The sequence below is a fragment of the Mesorhizobium sp. Mes31 genome (genome assembly GCF_024519675.1).
Classification (GTDB): domain Bacteria; phylum Pseudomonadota; class Alphaproteobacteria; order Rhizobiales; family Rhizobiaceae; genus Mesorhizobium.
This window is the reverse complement of the sequence record NZ_JALJRL010000006.1, coordinates 106,434-121,951: the sequence shown is the minus strand read 5'-3', so window position 1 is coordinate 121,951 and position 15,518 is coordinate 106,434. Positions and strand designations below refer to the sequence as shown.

Genomic DNA, 15,518 nt, shown 5'->3' with positions numbered 1-15,518 from the left:
GCCAAAATTCTGATAAAACCGCGCTGAAACAGCAGGATGGCGCCACAAGCTGACTCTGTGCCAAAGCCCGGATCATGCCAGCCCGGAGACCGTGCGGTCAGGAAGCGGCCGTGTTCTCGCGCAGCAAGCGCTCGGCCGCGGCGCGCGCCTCGTCGGTGATGGTGGCGCCGGCCAGCATGCGCGCGATCTCTTCCTGCCGCGCCGGTCGGTCCATCTCGGCAATGCCGGTCGCGACACGGTCGGCGCTGCCCGACTTGGAGATCAGGAAATGCGTCGCCGCGCGCGCCGCCACCTGTGGCGCGTGGGTCACCGAAAGCACCTGGACGCGCTTCGACAGTCGCGCCAGCCGCTGGCCGATGGCGTCCGCGACGGCGCCGCCCACGCCGGTGTCGATTTCATCGAACACCAGCGTCGGCGCCGAGCCACGATCGGCCAGCGCCACCTTCAGCGCCAAAAGGAAGCGCGAGAGCTCGCCGCCGGACGCCACTTTCATCATCGGCCCGGGCCGTGTGCCGGGATTGGTGCGCACCCAGAACTCGATCTGGTCGATGCCCTCTTCCATGCGGCTCTCGGGCTCGCTCTTCATCTCGACGATGAAGGCGGCACGTTCGAGTTTCAGCGCCGGCAGTTCGGCCATCACGGCCTTGGTCAGGCCGGCCGCGGCCGCATGACGAAGCGAGGAGAGCTGTGCGGCGGCAATGTCGTAGGTCTCGCGCGCCGCGGCGGCCTGCTTCTCCAGCCCGTGCAGGCGCTCCTCGCCGGCGTCGAGATCGGCGAGGTCGGCCGACATCGTGTCGCGCAATTGCGCCAGGTCGTCGACGGCGACGCTGTGCTTGCGGGAAGCAGCGCGCAGCGAAAACAGCCGCTCCTCGGCCTTCTCCAGCCGCTGTGGGTCATATTCGGTGGCACGAAGTGCTGCCTCGACGCCCGATTGCGCCGCGTCGAGCGACAGCATCGCCTCGTCGAGCGACTTGACCACGTCGTCCAGCAGGCCGGGCGCTTCCGTCACCTTGCGCTGCAGCCGGCGCAACAGGCTCGCCAGTTGCGGCAGGGGCGAAGACGGGCCGGAAAGCACATCCTGCGCATCATGGATTTCCGATGCGATCTTCTCGGCCCGCATCATCGACGCGCGCAGCTCGGCAAGATCGGTCTCCTCGCCCGGCTGCGGGTCGAGCTTCGTCAGTTCCGCGACCGCCGCGCGCAGATAATCGGCCTCGCGGGCAGCTGCCGCCACCTTGGCGCTGTGTCGGGAAAGCTCCTGCTCGCAGGCGCGCCAATGCCGCCACGCCTCGCCGGTTGAACGAACGGCGCCGAGATGGCCGCCAAAAGCATCGAGCACCTCGCGGTGGGCGCCGGGATCGACCAGGGCGCGTTCATCATGCTGGCCGTGGATTTCGACCAGCGCGCGTCCGACATCGCGCATCAAGGTTACGCTGGATGGCTGGTCGTTGACGAAGACGCGGGTGCGGCCGTCGGCCGTCTGCAGGCGGCGCAGGATGATGTCGCCGTCATCCTCGATTGCGTTGTCGGCAAGCAGCGCTCGGGCGGGATGATTGCGCGGCACGTCGAAGACGGCGATGACCTGGCCTTGCGCCGCGCCATGGCGAACCAGCGAGGCATCGCCGCGCGCGCCGAGCGCCAGCGACAAGGCATCGAGCAGGATGGATTTGCCGGCGCCGGTTTCGCCGGTCAGCACCGAAAGACCGGGCGCAAAATCAATGTCCAGCTTCTCGATCAGGACGATATCGCGGATCGACAGTCTGGAAAGCATCAGAACCTGGACCTAGAGCGGCACGCGACCAATTGGAATCGCAGCGCCGCACTATCTTTTTGTTTGAGCATCGGATCAATCCGGAAACCGCTGCGCACGCTTCGGTCCGATGCTCTGGGGTCAGGCGCCGGTGATCAGCTTCCCGGCCTTGGATATCCACGACCCGGCATTCTCGCGCGGCGCAAGCCCATTGCTCTGCAGCAGCTTGTAGGAATCCTTGTACCACGGGCTGTCGGGGTAGTTGGTGCCAAGCACGGCGGCGGCGGTCTGCGCCTCCGAGGTCAGCCCCATCGCGTAATAGCTTTCGGTCAGGCGAGCCAGCGCTTCCTCGACATGGCGGGTGTTGGAATAGTTCTCGACCACGTTACGGAAGCGCTTGACCGCGGCGATGTATTCGCGGCGCTCGAGATAGTAGCGGCCGATCTGCATTTCCTTGCCGGCCAGCTGATCGTTGGCGAAGCGGATCTTTTCCTTGGCGTCGTCGACATATTCCGATGTCGGCCAGCGCGTCACCAGATCCTGCATGGTCTGCATGGTCAGGCGCGCTTCCTTCTGGTCCTGCGTCACGTCCTTGATCTGGCGATAATAGCTCAGGCCGATGATGTACTGCGCGTAAGCCGCGTCATCGGTCGACGGATAAAGCGTGAGATAGCGCTTGGCCGAACCGATAGCCTCATCGTAGTTGCCCTGGCGATAGTCGGCGAAGGCGCCCATCACCATCGATTTGCGAGCGAATTCCGAATAGGGGTGCTGGCGGTCGACCGCGTCGAACTTGCGGCTCGCCTCTTGCAGGCGCCCGGCATTCAGATTGGCGAGGCCCTGATTGTAGAGAACATCGGCCGGTTCGGTCTGGTCGACATAGGTGGACAGGTCGATATCTTTCTCCGACGACATGCAGGCCGCCAGGAAGAGCGATGGAACAACCACCGAAAGCGCCAGGAAAACAGCCCGCTGCGGCGCTTTCGATTGACCAACTCGCTTGAAGAACATGATTGGATTCCGCCCTTTCGGCGTTACTTTGATGTGCTCTGCATGTCGTTGTCCCAAAACCGGCTCCCACTTTTGGGCGACATGCACCAGTCAACGGCAGCAGCCATAAACCATAATCGCCTTACCCGGCAACGCTATCTCCGGCCAATCGCACATTTTTGTGGCGGTCGGACGCAGCTTGAACATCCATGCTATTTCACCGGCAGGTGGTGCATTCATGCAACACCCGCTCCCCGCCTGGAATCCGAAAAAGTTGAAAAAATCAGATCATCCAGGGCGCATAGAGGGGCGCATTGACGGCGTTCATCTCAGCTGCGCGGCCACGCTCGCGGCGTGTCGTCTCGACGATCTCAAACGCAGCACGGTCCGATAGCAGACGGCGCAATGCGGCGGCATTCAGCCTGTGGCCGCCGCGATAGGAGCGGAAGCAGCCGATGAAGCGGGCGCCGGCCAAAGCCAGGTCGCCCATGGCGTCAAGCGTCTTGTGGCGCACGAATTCGTTGGGATAACGCAAGCCGCCCATGTTGATGACGCGGTTGTCGTCACCGATCACCAGCGAGTTCTCGAGCGACGAGCCAAGCGCGTAGCCGGCGGCCCACAACCGCTCGACATCCTTCATGAAACCGAAGGTGCGGGCGCGCGCGATGTCGCGGCGGAAAATGTCGGCATTGAGGTCGGAAGCGAACAGCTGACGACCGATTGCCGGGCTTTCGAAGTCGATCTCGATCTCGAAGCGGGTGCCGTCATAGGGCCTGAATTCCGCCCACGAGGCGCCGTTCTCGATGCGGACCGGCTTCATGACCCTGATGTAGCGCCGCTTGATCGGCAGCGTCTCGATCCCCGCCTGGTCGATGGCTTCGACAAACGCCATGGCGCTGCCGTCAAGGATGGGAACCTCGTGGCCGTCGATCTCGATGGCGACATTGTCGATGCCAAGCCCGAACAGCGCGGCCATGATGTGCTCGACCGTGGCGATGTGCTCGCCGGCGGGATCGCCAAGCATGGTGCACAGGTCGGTGGCGCCGACCTCGGAGACCAGGGCACGGAACTCGCGGCCCTGTTCACTACCCCTAAAAAGCTGGAAAACGATGCCGGTGTCGGCATCGGCTGGCACAAAGCTGATGGAAACTTCCTTGCCGCTGTGGACGCCGGTGCCGGTAAGCGACGCGCGCGTCTTCAATGTCGTCTGATAGTCGTGCAAGACAATCCCCATAAGCCCGTAATGCCTAGGTCCGCTTCTCCAGCCCGAGGGCGCGGCTCTTGTTTGAAATCGGCAGGCAGGGCTACTTCCCCCGAAATCCCGGCAAACCGACTATGGTAGGCAGCGAAGATAATGTCCCGGGAGGGAGACTCCAAATCACGGTTTCTTACCCTTTGTAACCGCGAACTGGAACGTGTACGACTTTATAACCGCTTGAAATCACAACATTTTAAACGTTAACAGGCAAGCAATTCCTTGCTTGCCTGTTAACAATTATTACAACCCGTTTACCAATCAGTTGGCTTGGCGGCGCAGGAACGCCGGAATCTCCAGCTGATCGTCTTCCTGAGTCGACCTGACCTGCGGAGTCAGGCGGCCTTGGTCATCCAGTTGACCACGGCGCGGCGCATAGAGCTGCGCGTCCTGGCTGGCGAGACGGCGCACTTCGGGTGCGGCCTGGCGCAGCTTGGGTTCACGCGGCTGCGCCGGCTGCAGCCTTGCTGGCTCTTCCTCGCGGCGGGTCAGGCCGTTGGTCAGGCGCTTCAGCAGGCCCATCGGTCCGCTGTTGTTCTCGTGGTCGGCCGGGCGGCTCTTGGCATCCACCTCGGCCTTCACGACGGGCGGGAAGTCCTCAACGCGAGGCATCCGCTGCGGTGCCATCGCAACCGGCTGCGGGGCTTCGCGCTGCAGCATCTCACGCGGCTGCGGAGACGGCTGCATCACCTGCTGGACCACCGGCTGCGGCTGTGCGGGCGGCGCCTGGAAGATCTTGCTCTGCGGGCGGAAATCGTCCGCTTGGGCGACGGGAGCCGGGCGGGCCTGGGCCATGGCCGCGGCATTGGCTTCGGCCAGATGGATGGCTTCGGCGACCGGGTCCATACCGCGCGGCTCGTACACTGCCTGCTGGACCGGCGCAGGGCGGCTTTCCACCGCGGCAACGGCCGGACGGCTGGCCTGCTTCGGCGGCGCCGTGCGGATCGAGATCGGCGCGGCGGCGATCTCAGCCGCCGTCTTGTCGATGCCGGTGGCGACCACCGAGACGCGGATGACACCTTCGAGCTCTTCGTCGAAGGTGGCGCCCAGGATGATGTTGGCGTCCTGGTCAACCTCCTCGCGGATGCGGGTCGCCGCCTCGTCGACTTCGAACAGCGTCAAGTCGCGGCCGCCGGTGATCGAGATCAGCAGGCCCTTGGCGCCCTTCATCGAGGTCTCGTCGAGCAGGGGGTTGGCAATCGCCGCTTCGGCGGCGGCCATCGCGCGGCCCTCGCCGGAAGCCTCGCCAGTGCCCATCATCGCCTTGCCCATCTCGCGCATGACCGAACGCACGTCGGCGAAGTCGAGATTGATCAGGCCTTCCTTGACCATCAGGTCGGTGATGCAGGCAACACCGGAATAGAGCACCTGGTCGGCCATGGCGAAGGCGTCGGCGAAGGTGGTCTTGTCATTGGCCAGCCGGAACAGGTTCTGGTTGGGGATGACGATCAGGGTATCGACGCATTTCTGCAGCTCCTCGATGCCCAAATCGGCCGTCTTCATGCGGCGCTGGCCTTCGAAGTGGAACGGCTTGGTGACGACGCCGACGGTGAGGATCCCCTTCTCACGGGCAGCGCGCGCCACGACCGGAGCAGCACCGGTGCCGGTGCCGCCGCCCATGCCGGCGGTGACGAAGCACATATGGGTGTTGGACAGATGATCGATGATCTCGTCGATGCATTCTTCCGCCGCCGCGCGGCCGACTTCGGGTTGCGACCCGGCGCCGAGGCCCTCGGTGACATGCGCGCCGAGCTGGATCAGCCGATCGGCCTTCGACATGGTCAGCGCCTGCGCGTCGGTGTTGGCCACCACGAACTCGACACCGCGCAAGCCGGCGGTGATCATGTTGTTGACGGCATTGCCGCCGCCGCCGCCGACACCGAACACGGTGATGCGCGGCTTAAGCTCGGTGATGTCCGGCTTCTGCAGATTGATGGTCATTGTCTCCGTCCTTTGCCTTTCACGCCGCTTCGCCGCCGCGGCCGCCTATTGGGGCTGTCCCCGTCAATTAGAAACTGTCTCTCAACCACTGACTCATGCGATGCAGTTTTCCGCCCGTTCCGGTCATCCTGAGACCGGAAATTCCTTTCGCCGGATGGCTCTCGAAGCTCGCCATCTGCGGATAGATCAGTAGCCCCACCGCGGCCGAGAAGGCCGGCCCCTTGGCCGCTTCCGGCAAGCCCGCCACGCCGAGCGGACGGCCGATGCGCACATTGCGTCCCAGGATGCGCCGCGCCGCCTCCGGCAGGCCGGCAAGCTGGCTGGCGCCGCCGGTGAGCACCACGCGCTTGCCGACCGCATTGCCGTAGCCGGACTTGTTCAGCCGGTCGCGCAACAGTTCGAGCGTCTCGTCGATGCGGGCGCGCACGATGCGCGTCATCACCGAACGCGGGATCTGCAGCGGCACATCACCATCGTCGCCGATCGGATGGATCGAAACCAGGTCGCGGTCGTCCGCGCTGCCCGGCAGCGCCGAACCATGCATCACCTTCAGCCGTTCGGCGGCATCGAGCGAGGTCGAAAGCCCCTTGGCCATATCCAGCGTGACATGGTTGCCGCCGATGGCAATGGCATCGCCATGGACGAACTTGCCTTCCGAAAACACCGAGATCGTCGTCGTGCCGCCGCCCATGTCGATGCAGGCAGCGCCCATTTCCAGCTCGTCGTCGACCAGGGCCGCCAGCCCGCTGGCATAAGGCGTCGCCACCATGCGCTCGACCGACAGGTGCGAACGGTTGATGGAAAGCTCCAGATTGCGCATCGGTGCTGCGTCACCCGTCAGCACATGCATGTCGACACCGAGCGCGTCGCCGACCATGCCGCGCGGGTCGCGCACGCCGCGTTCGGCATCCAGCGAGAAGCCCACGGGCAGCGAATGGACCACCTCGCGCTCGGCCTTCATCGCCTGCTTGGCGCCGGCGCCGAGCACGCGCTTGATATCGGCCTCGTCGGCCTCGTGGCCGCCAAGGTTGATGGTGGCGGCGAAGGCCTCGCTCTTCAGCCGGCCGGCCGTCATGTTGACGATCAGCGAATCGACCGTCAGCCCCGCCATGCGCTCGGCCGCGTCGACGGCAAGACGGATGGCATGCTCGGCCCGGTCGAGATCGACGACGACACCCGACTTCACGCCCTGCGACTTCTGATGGCCGATGCCGATCACCTGGATGCGGTGCGAACGGCCGCGCAGCAGCTTGCCGTCATCGCGCGGCTTCAGCTTCGCCACCATGCAGCAGACCTTGCTCGAACCGACATCCAGCACCGTCAGGGTGCCGGACCGGCGCGACGAGGCATCGCCATGACCGCCAAGCCAGCTCATATCTTCGTCTCCGGCTTGCGCTTCAGGCTCTTCGGTTTCTCGTTGAGTGCGGCTTCGCGCTGCGTCGCCGCCTCCGGCGTCAGCTGCACGACCAGCCGATCGGACAGGCGCATGTCGACGGCGGCGATGTCGCGCGACAACAGCCCCTTGTCATGATCCATGCTGACGAGTTCGGCGATCGCCTGATCCTCGCCATCCTCGGGCAGCTTGACGGTGATGCCGTTGTCCAGCTTCAGGTCCCAGCGCCGCTCGCCGACGCGGACATAGCCTTTGACCCGACTCGCGAGCTCGGGATATTTTTCGATCTTGGCCAGGAAGTCCGGCGCCTTGGCCGGTGCGCCGGCGCCGATCAGCAGCGGCAACAGCACCTGCTTGCCGCCCGAGAACGGCGCGATCACGGCGCCATCCTTCTCGATGACGGACAGATCATTGCCTTGCTGCCAGAGCGCGAAGGGCTCGCGCTCCTCGACGCGCACCTCCAGCGTATGCGGATAGACCTTGCGGACCGCGGCAACCTCGATCCACGGCAGGCCGGAGATCCGCTCGCGCGCCGCCTCGGCATTGAAGCCGATCAGCGACGTCCAGCCATCGAGTTCCAGCCTGTCGAGGATATCGATCTCGGAAGTCTGGCGATTGCCGACCACCTTGACCTGATCGACGGCGAATCCGGTGCGGGCCGTGATGCTCTGAACGATACCCTCGACGTCACCGCCGAGATAAGCGCCATAGGCACTGCTCGAGGCGATCAGCACGCCCGACAGAATCGCGGCGGAGAAGCGCGGTGCCTGGAATTCACCCACGCCCAGGCGCGCCAGAATGCGCACCGGGCGACGAAGCACGCGCGGCAGCACGAAATGGCCTGGCGACAACGGCAGGCCGAACAGCGACGGCCCGGCCGCGCCCTCCCCCTTGCCTTGTCCCCATTTCAACGCAGACACGAAGCGTCCTCCACCATCCAACTCAACAAATCGCCAAACGAGTGCCCTGCCTGGGCGGCGATTTCAGGCACCAAAGACGTCGGCGTCATGCCCGGCTGGGTGTTGACCTCGAGCCAGACAACCTCGCCATTTTCGGAGTGACGATCGTCATAACGGAAGTCCGACCGGGAAACGCCCCGACAGCCGATCGCTTGGTGAGCCTTGAGCGCCAGTGTTTGTATTTTTTGGTAAATATTCGGTGAAACTTTTGCGGGGCATTCGTGCTTTGATCCGCCAGCGACATATTTTGAATCATAGTCGTAGAAGGAATGGCCGGTCGGGATGATCTCGCAGACCCCGAGCGCCACATCGCCCATCACCGCGCAGGTCAGCTCCCGCCCATGGACGTAGCGCTCGACCATGACGGTATCGCCATATTTCCACTCCGACGAGCCGATGACCTGCGGCGGATGCGACTGCCCCTCATGCACGATGACGACGCCGAAGCTCGACCCCTCATTGACCGGCTTGACGACATAGGGCGGCTTCATCGGATGCTTGCTCTGGATGGCGAAGCGGCTGGCAACCTTCGATTCGGCGACCGGAACACCGACTGACTTGGCAATCCGCTTGGCCTGCTCCTTGTTCATGGCCAGCGCCGAGGCGAGCACGCCGGAATGGGTGTAGGGAATGCCGAGATATTCAAGGATGCCCTGGATCGTGCCATCCTCGCCGAATGGACCATGCAGCGCGTTGAAGGCGACATCGGGCCCGAGTTCGGCGAGCACCGACCCGACATCACGCCCGACATCGACGCGTGTGACCTGATAGCCTTCCTTCTCGAGTTCATCGGCGCAAGCCTTTCCCGAGGACAGAGACACGGGCCGCTCGGACGAAAAACCACCCAGCAGGACGGCCACATGCTTGCTTTTCATTCCCCGGCATCCCCTCTCACGGCGGACCAAAAACCAAGATTTTCCGCAACATTGAGTCCGAGTCTCCCGGCAGGTTGCCCCCCAGACGGAAAACGCGGGTAACGCGTCGAACGACTCAAATCAGGAAACGCTTTCCAGCAGAGAATCAGAGAGTTGATTCACTGGCAAGTGCTTACGATTCCGAGAGATTCACTTTCTGAGAAAATGGATGCGAAAACCGTGCCGTTGAGCCATTACGGCAACGGTCACACGGCTATTTTTGGCCTCGTTGAAGTTCATGCATCACTTGAACTTCAACGGTGCTAAAGTAGCTGTCCAAGAAACTCCTGGACGGCATGGCCCGGCCGGAAATTGCCGATGCGCTTGATTTCCCACTGCAGCCGGATGCCCGAATTCTCCAGCACCCGCGTGCGCACCGTCTCGCCGAGATATTCGAGGTCGTAGCCGGTCGCGGTTCCGGTGTTGATCATGAAGTTGCAGTGCATCGGCGACATCTGCGCGCCGCCGATCATCAGACCGCGGCAGCCCGCCTTGTCGATCTCCTTCCAGGCCGACGTGCCTTCGGGATTCTTGAAGGTCGAGCCGCCGGTCTTCTCGCGGATCGGCTGCACGGTCTCGCGGTGGCTCTGCACCGCATCCATCGCCGCCTTGATCGCCGCCTTGTCCTCGGCAAAGCCTTCGAAGACGGCCGAGGTGAAGATCAGCCCGGAAGGCGCCGACGAATGACGATAGGCGTAACCCATTTCGGCGTTGCTCAGGGTCTGGATATTGCCCTTGCGGTCGAGCGCCCGCAGTTCGACGACGCGCTCACGCGTTTCGACACCGTTGGCGCCAGCATTCATGACAAGCGCGCCGCCGATGGCGCCTGGAATGCCATGATAGAAATGGAAGCCGCCGATGCCAGCCTCGCAGGCGACTGCCGCGACACGCTTGTCAGGCGTCGCGGCCCCCGCCTTGATCGTGGTAGGGCCAATCACCTCGGCCTCGCCAAAGCCCTTGGCCGAAAGCCGGATGACGAAGCCCGGAATGCCGCCATCCCTGACCAGGAGGTTCGAGCCGATGCCGACGACGGTCAGCGGGATCTCTTCGGGAACCGCGCGCAGGAACGCGGCAAGGTCCTCCTCGTCGGCCGGCTGGAACAGCACTTCGGCCTGCCCGCCGGCGCGGAACCAGGTGATCTTGTCCATCTCCGCATTCGGCGTGAGCCGGCCGCGCAGGCCGGCGAGCCGGTCGCCAAGTCTGTCGATCAACGCCTGGCCGTGCATCATGAGACGGTCCCGCCCAGCTCCTTGGGCAGCGCATAGGCCCATTGGGTGATGTTGCCGGCGCCGAGGAAGACGACGAAGTCGCCGGGCTTGGCCAGGTCGCGGATGATCGGCGCGATTGCTGCCGGACCGTCGATGTAGCGGGCGTCGCGATGGCCGCCGGCGCGGATGCGCGATACCAGCGCGTCCGAGGTCACTCCCTCGATCGGCTCTTCGCCCGCGGCGTAAACCGGCGCCACCATCACCGTGTCGGCGTCGTTGAAGCAGGTGGAAAACTCGTTGAACAGATCATGCAGGCGGGTGAAGCGGTGCGGCTGGGCAATGGCGATGACGCGTCCCTTGGTGGCACTGCGCGCCGCCTTCAGCACCGCCGCGATCTCGACCGGATGATGACCATAGTCGTCGAAGATGTCGACGCCGTTCCAGGAGCCGGTATGGGTGAAACGGCGCTTGACGCCGGCGAAGGACGACAGGCCCTTCTTGATGGCCTCGGCGGACAGGCCGAGCTCATGCGCGACGGCGATCGCCGCCGTCGCGTTGGAGACGTTGTGACGGCCGGGCATCGGCAGGCGCAGGCCCGATATCGTCGTCTGGCCGCCGGTCTTGCGGTCGCGGATCACGACGTCGAATTCCGAAACGGCACCGGCCATGCGATGGTTGGTGAAACGCACATCGGCCTGCGCGTTCTCGCCATAGGTGATGACGCGGCGGTCCTCGATGCGGCCGACCAGCGCCTGCACCTCGGGATGGTCCGTGCACATCACTCCGAAGCCGTAGAACGGCACGTTCTCGACGAACTGGCGGAATGCCTCGCGCACCTTGTCGAAGCTGCCATAGTGATCGAGATGCTCGGGATCGATGTTGGTGACGACGGCGATCTCGGCCGGCAGCTTGAGGAACGTGCCGTCGCTCTCGTCGGCTTCGACCACCATCCACTCGCCATCGCCCATGCGCGCGTTGGTGCCATAGGCATTGATGATGCCGCCATTGATGACGGTCGGGTCGAGTCCGCCGGCCTCGAGCAAGGTGGCGACCATCGAGGTCGTCGTCGTCTTGCCATGCGTGCCGCCGATCGCCACCGCCTGGCGGAAGCGCATCAGCTCGGCCAGCATCTCGGCACGGCGCACGATCGGTAGCAGCTTCTCGCGCGCGGCCTTCAGCTCGGGGTTGGATTTCTTGATCGCCGTCGAGACGACCACGACCTCGGCATCGCCGAGATTCTCGGCCTTGTGGCCGACGAAGCATTCGATGCCCTTGTCGCGCAGCCGCTGTACATTGGCGCTCTCGGCCTGGTCGGACCCTTGCACCTTGTAGCCGAGATTGTGCAGCACTTCGGCAATGCCGCTCATGCCGATGCCGCCAATGCCGATGAAATGCACAAGGCCGATCGTCTGCGGCATCTTCATGCGTGCGTCCCCTTCCTGAAATCCGAAACGGTTTTTTTCGACGCAATAGCCTCTGTGAGATCGGCGAGCAACCGTGCCGCGTCCGGCCTGCCGGCCGATTTCGCGCCCGCGGCCATTGCCGCAAGCCGCTCGGGATCGTCCATCAGTCCGCCGACGAGCGTTGCGATGCGCTCGGGCGAAAGCGAGGATTGCGGGTGCACTTCGCCACCGCCGGCGGCGGCAAGGGCCGCCGCGTTGGCCGCCTGGTCGTGGTCCAGCGCATAGGGATAAGGCACCAGCAGCGCCGGCCGGCCGATGACGGCGATCTCCGAAACGGTCGAGGCGCCGGAGCGCGAGATCACCAGATGCGCCGCCGCGATGCGCGCCGCCATGTCGGTGAAGAAGGGCGAGACCTCGACACTGACACCAAGGGCCGCATAAGCCGCCTTCACCCGCGCCACGTCATCGGCGCGCGCCTGCTGCGTGATCACCAGCCGCCTGCGCTGGGCATCGGAAAGCAGCGCGATGGCCGCCGGCACGGCATCGGAAAAGAACTGGGCACCCTGGCTGCCGCCGAACACCAGCAGGCGGAACGGCTGTTCCCCGGTCGACGCCACATAAGGCGTCTTGGCCGCCTCCAGGACTTGCGGGCGAACCGGGTTGCCGGTCGTCACCGTCTTGGCGCCGGCCGCACTCGTGTCCTGCGGCAGGAAGCCGCCGGCGATTGCATCGACGCGGCCAGCCAGTGCCCGGTTGGCGCGACCCATCACAGCGTTCTGCTCATGAATCAGCGTCGGCACCTTGCGCCGCGTCGCCGCATAGAGCGGCGGCAGGGTCGGATAGCCGCCGAAACCAACAACGGCATCCGGCTTGATCCTGGCAATGATGGCCGAGGCCTGGCGCACGCCGCGCCAGATTTTCCAGAAGGCGCCAAGCAGGGCGAAAGGGTTTTTGGAACCCATCGTCGCCGACTGGATAGGATGGACGGCGGCAGCCGGGAAGTGGCCGGCAAAACGCTCGGCGCGGTCATCCGTCGCCAGATGCACTTTCCAGCCGCGCTCGTTCAGCTCATGCGCCAGCGCCTCGGCCGGAAAGAGATGTCCGCCGGTTCCGCCCGCCGCGAGAAGGATGACGCCCTTGGACATCCAGCCTCATTCCGCCGGCACGGCGCGTTGCGACAGGGCAAAGCCCATCTGCTTGCGCTTTTCCGGCCGCTTGCGCGTCAGCGCCAGAACCATGCCCATCGAGATGGCGATGGCGATCTGCGAGGAGCCACCATAGGAGATGAAAGGCAACGTCATGCCCTTGGCCGGTACCAGCTGCAGGTTGACGCACATGTTGATGACAGCCTGCAGACCAAAGACGGTCACGAGCCCGCCGACCGCATAGCGCGTGAAATCGTCATGCTCCTTCAGCGCCGTATTGAGGCCGCGCAGCACGATGAAGGCGAAGATCGACATGATGAAGAAGCACATGATCAGCCCGAACTCCTCGCCGGCGACCGAGAAGACGAAGTCGGCATGGCTGTCCGGAATGACCCGCTTGACTGTACCCTCGCCCGGCCCGACGCCGAACCAGCCGCCATTGATCAGCGCCTCGCGTCCCATGTCGACCTGAAAAGTGTCGCCTTCGCCGGTGAGGAACTTGTCGATGCGCAGGGCAACGTGCGGAAACACCGAATAGGCGGCGAACACACCGCCGACGCCCGCGCCGCCAAGCGCGATGATCCACAGCCATGGCAGCCCCGCCATGAAGAACATCACGCCCCAGGTGCCGGTCACCAGCATGGTCTGGCCGAGATCCGGCTGCGCGACCAGCAGCGAGACGACCAGGGCAAGCAGCAGCATTGCGAACAGATTGCCCGGAATGTCGGGCTGGCGCTTGTGCTCGGCGAACAGCCAGGCGCACATGATGACGAAGGCGGGTTTGAGGAATTCCGAGGGCTGGATCGACAGGCCGGCAAGCGACACCCAACGGCGCGCGCCCTTCACCTCGACGCCGATGTAGAGCACCGCCACCATCAGCACCAGCATGAGGCACAGCATGATCAGCGCCATGCGCCGGATCTGCCGCGATTCAAGGAAGGAGACGGCCAGCATCACGCCGAGCGCCGGAACCGTGAAGATGATCTGCCTGGTGGCGAAGTGGAAACTGTCGAGGCCGATGCGTTCGGCCACCGCCGGGCTGGCTGCAAAGGAAAGCACGATGCCGAGTCCCATCAGCGAAAGGAACGCCGCCAGGAACCAGCGATCGATCGTCCACCACCATGTCGCAACCGGGCTTTTGTCGAGACGGCTCTGCATTATCGTGCCCCTCCGATGGGTTTCACACCCTCGATAGCATTCGCAGCTTGCCTGAAGGCTTCGCCGCGAACTTCGAAATTCTTGAACTGGTCGAAACTGGCGCAGGCCGGCGACAACAGCACCACGACCTCGCCGCTGTCGTCACGAGCCGCATCATGCGCGGCGTGCTCGACCGCCGCCGCCAGCGTGCCCGATATCTCGTAGGGCACGGCCTCGCCCAGGGTCGCCGAGAAGGCAGGCGCCGCCTCGCCGATCAGATAGGCCTTGGCGATGCGCGGGAAGAAGCCGCGCAGCGGCTCGATGCCGCCTTCCTTGGGCAGGCCGCCGGCAATCCAGTAGATGCGCGGAAAGCTCGACAGCGCCGGTGCCGCCGCATCGGCATTGGTCGCCTTGGAATCGTTGATGAACAGCACATGGTCCTTGCGGCCGACCTGCTCCATGCGATGCGCGAGGCCGGGAAAGCTCTCCAGTCCCGACTGGATCTCGCCGAGGTCCAGCCCGACCCTGAGGCAAGCGGCAACCGCCGCCAGCGCGTTCTGCGCATTGTGCTGGCCGCGCAGCGAGCCGATGCCTTCGAGGAAGGCGACACGGCTGTAGCGGCCGTGCACCGCTTCCATCAGATTGCCGGCGTCGGCGAAATAGCCATCGGTCAGCGGCAGGCGCTTGGAAATGCGGATCACATGCCGCCCCGCCCGCTCCAGACGCTCGGCGATCTGCGCGCACCAGGAATCGTCGATGCCGATGATGGCCGTCTCGCTGCCGGCCACCAGCCGCTCCTTGATCGAAGCGTAGTGCTGCATGGTGCCGTGGCGGTCGAGATGGTCGGGCGTCAGATTGAGCAGGATGCCGGCCGTCGGGTTGATCGAAGGCGCGAGGTCGATCTGGTAGGACGAGCACTCGACCACATAGTGCCGACCGGGCTGCGGCGGATCGAGCGTCATCACCGCGCGGCCGATATTGCCGCCCATCTGGGTGTCGCGGCCAGCGGCTTTCAGGATATGCGCGGCCAGCGCGGTCGTCGTCGACTTGCCGTTGGTGCCGGTGATGGCGATGAAAGGTGCCGTCGGCGCCTGCAAAATCCGCTCGCGGCAGAAAAGTTCGATGTCGCCAATCACCTCGACACCTGCGCCCTTCGCCAGTTCCACCGTCCAGTGCGGTTTGGGATGTGTCAGCGGCACGCCCGGCGACAGCACGAAAGCCGAGAACTTCGCCCAGTCGGCGCCACGCAAATCGGCGGTTGCGATGCCGACATCCGCCGCCTTGGCGACGCTGTCGGGATTGTCGTCCCAGGCCAGCACCTCCGCGCCGCCGGCAATCAGCGCGCGCGCCGTCGCGATCCCCGAGCCACCGAGCCCGAAGAGTGAAACGCGCTTGCCTGCGAAGGATGCGGCGGGGATCAAAG

The 15,518-nt window shown here is 64.6% G+C and carries 12 protein-coding genes; all 12 read right to left on the bottom strand.

Annotated elements, in window-relative coordinates; all coding sequences use genetic code 11:
* Positions 1-97: 97 nt before the first annotated feature.
* The gene (gene recN / locus NR193_RS12400) at positions 98-1,771 is read right to left on the bottom strand and encodes a DNA repair protein RecN (RefSeq protein WP_256751117.1); all 1,674 of its coding nucleotides are present in this window, start codon (positions 1,769-1,771) and stop codon (positions 98-100) included.
* Between the two features lie 120 nt (positions 1,772-1,891).
* A complete protein-coding gene (locus NR193_RS12395; protein ID WP_256751116.1) occupies positions 1,892-2,761 on the bottom strand; it encodes an outer membrane protein assembly factor BamD in 870 nt (289 codons plus the stop codon).
* Positions 2,762-3,023: 262 nt separating this feature from the next.
* Positions 3,024-3,974: a UDP-3-O-acyl-N-acetylglucosamine deacetylase gene (gene lpxC / locus NR193_RS12390; RefSeq protein ID WP_256751115.1), complete on the bottom strand. Its 951-nt coding sequence runs from the start codon at positions 3,972-3,974 to the stop codon at positions 3,024-3,026.
* 282 nt (positions 3,975-4,256) lie between these two features.
* Positions 4,257-5,936 carry a cell division protein FtsZ gene (ftsZ, locus tag NR193_RS12385; protein ID WP_256751114.1) on the bottom strand — a complete coding sequence of 560 codons (1,680 nt, stop codon included), beginning with the start codon at positions 5,934-5,936 and terminating at the stop codon, positions 4,257-4,259.
* A 67-nt stretch (positions 5,937-6,003) separates the two neighbouring features.
* Positions 6,004-7,311: a cell division protein FtsA gene (ftsA, locus tag NR193_RS12380; RefSeq protein WP_256751113.1), complete on the bottom strand. Its 1,308-nt coding sequence runs from the start codon at positions 7,309-7,311 to the stop codon at positions 6,004-6,006.
* On the bottom strand, positions 7,308-8,249 hold the full coding sequence (locus tag NR193_RS12375; RefSeq protein WP_256751112.1) for a cell division protein FtsQ/DivIB: 942 nt from the start codon (positions 8,247-8,249) through the stop codon (positions 7,308-7,310). Before NR193_RS12375 ends, ftsA begins: the two co-directional genes overlap by 4 nt.
* Positions 8,237-9,163 (bottom strand): D-alanine--D-alanine ligase, encoded by a 927-nt coding sequence (locus NR193_RS12370; protein ID WP_256751111.1) that lies wholly within the window; start codon positions 9,161-9,163, stop codon positions 8,237-8,239. Before NR193_RS12370 ends, NR193_RS12375 begins: the two co-directional genes overlap by 13 nt.
* A 302-nt stretch (positions 9,164-9,465) precedes the next feature.
* Complete coding sequence (gene murB / locus NR193_RS12365) at positions 9,466-10,431, bottom strand: UDP-N-acetylmuramate dehydrogenase (protein ID WP_256751110.1); 966 nt, start codon at positions 10,429-10,431, stop codon at positions 9,466-9,468.
* Complete coding sequence (gene murC, locus NR193_RS12360) at positions 10,428-11,834, bottom strand: UDP-N-acetylmuramate--L-alanine ligase (protein ID WP_256751109.1); 1,407 nt, start codon at positions 11,832-11,834, stop codon at positions 10,428-10,430. The genes murB and murC overlap by 4 nt, the downstream gene beginning before the upstream one ends.
* The gene (murG, locus tag NR193_RS12355; protein WP_256751108.1) at positions 11,831-12,958 is read right to left on the bottom strand and encodes an undecaprenyldiphospho-muramoylpentapeptide beta-N-acetylglucosaminyltransferase; all 1,128 of its coding nucleotides are present in this window, start codon (positions 12,956-12,958) and stop codon (positions 11,831-11,833) included. Before murG ends, murC begins: the two co-directional genes overlap by 4 nt.
* A 6-nt stretch (positions 12,959-12,964) precedes the next feature.
* On the bottom strand, positions 12,965-14,116 hold the full coding sequence (gene ftsW / locus NR193_RS12350; protein WP_091580325.1) for a putative lipid II flippase FtsW: 1,152 nt from the start codon (positions 14,114-14,116) through the stop codon (positions 12,965-12,967).
* Entirely contained in the window at positions 14,116-15,516 is a 1,401-nt protein-coding gene (murD, locus tag NR193_RS12345; protein ID WP_256751107.1) for a UDP-N-acetylmuramoyl-L-alanine--D-glutamate ligase, read from the bottom strand. Before murD ends, ftsW begins: the two co-directional genes overlap by 1 nt.
* Between the last annotated feature and the right edge of the window lie 2 nt (positions 15,517-15,518).

What these genes read in the sequence shown, in the direction of transcription:
- murC (WP_256751109.1), bottom strand. Translation starts at nt 11,834, where the DNA reads ATGAAGATGCCGCAGACGATCGGCCTTGTGCATTTCATCGGCATTGGC.
- ftsZ (WP_256751114.1), bottom strand. Translation starts at nt 5,936, where the DNA reads ATGACCATCAATCTGCAGAAGCCGGACATCACCGAGCTTAAGCCGCGC.
- murB (WP_256751110.1), bottom strand. Translation starts at nt 10,431, where the DNA reads ATGATGCACGGCCAGGCGTTGATCGACAGACTTGGCGACCGGCTCGCC.
- murG (WP_256751108.1), bottom strand. Translation starts at nt 12,958, where the DNA reads ATGTCCAAGGGCGTCATCCTTCTCGCGGCGGGCGGAACCGGCGGACAT.
- ftsW (WP_091580325.1), bottom strand. Translation starts at nt 14,116, where the DNA reads ATGCAGAGCCGTCTCGACAAAAGCCCGGTTGCGACATGGTGGTGGACG.
- recN (WP_256751117.1), bottom strand. Translation starts at nt 1,771, where the DNA reads ATGCTTTCCAGACTGTCGATCCGCGATATCGTCCTGATCGAGAAGCTG.
- NR193_RS12395 (WP_256751116.1), bottom strand. Translation starts at nt 2,761, where the DNA reads ATGTTCTTCAAGCGAGTTGGTCAATCGAAAGCGCCGCAGCGGGCTGTT.
- lpxC (WP_256751115.1), bottom strand. Translation starts at nt 3,974, where the DNA reads ATGGGGATTGTCTTGCACGACTATCAGACGACATTGAAGACGCGCGCG.
- ftsA (WP_256751113.1), bottom strand. Translation starts at nt 7,311, where the DNA reads ATGAGCTGGCTTGGCGGTCATGGCGATGCCTCGTCGCGCCGGTCCGGC.
- NR193_RS12370 (WP_256751111.1), bottom strand. Translation starts at nt 9,163, where the DNA reads ATGAAAAGCAAGCATGTGGCCGTCCTGCTGGGTGGTTTTTCGTCCGAG.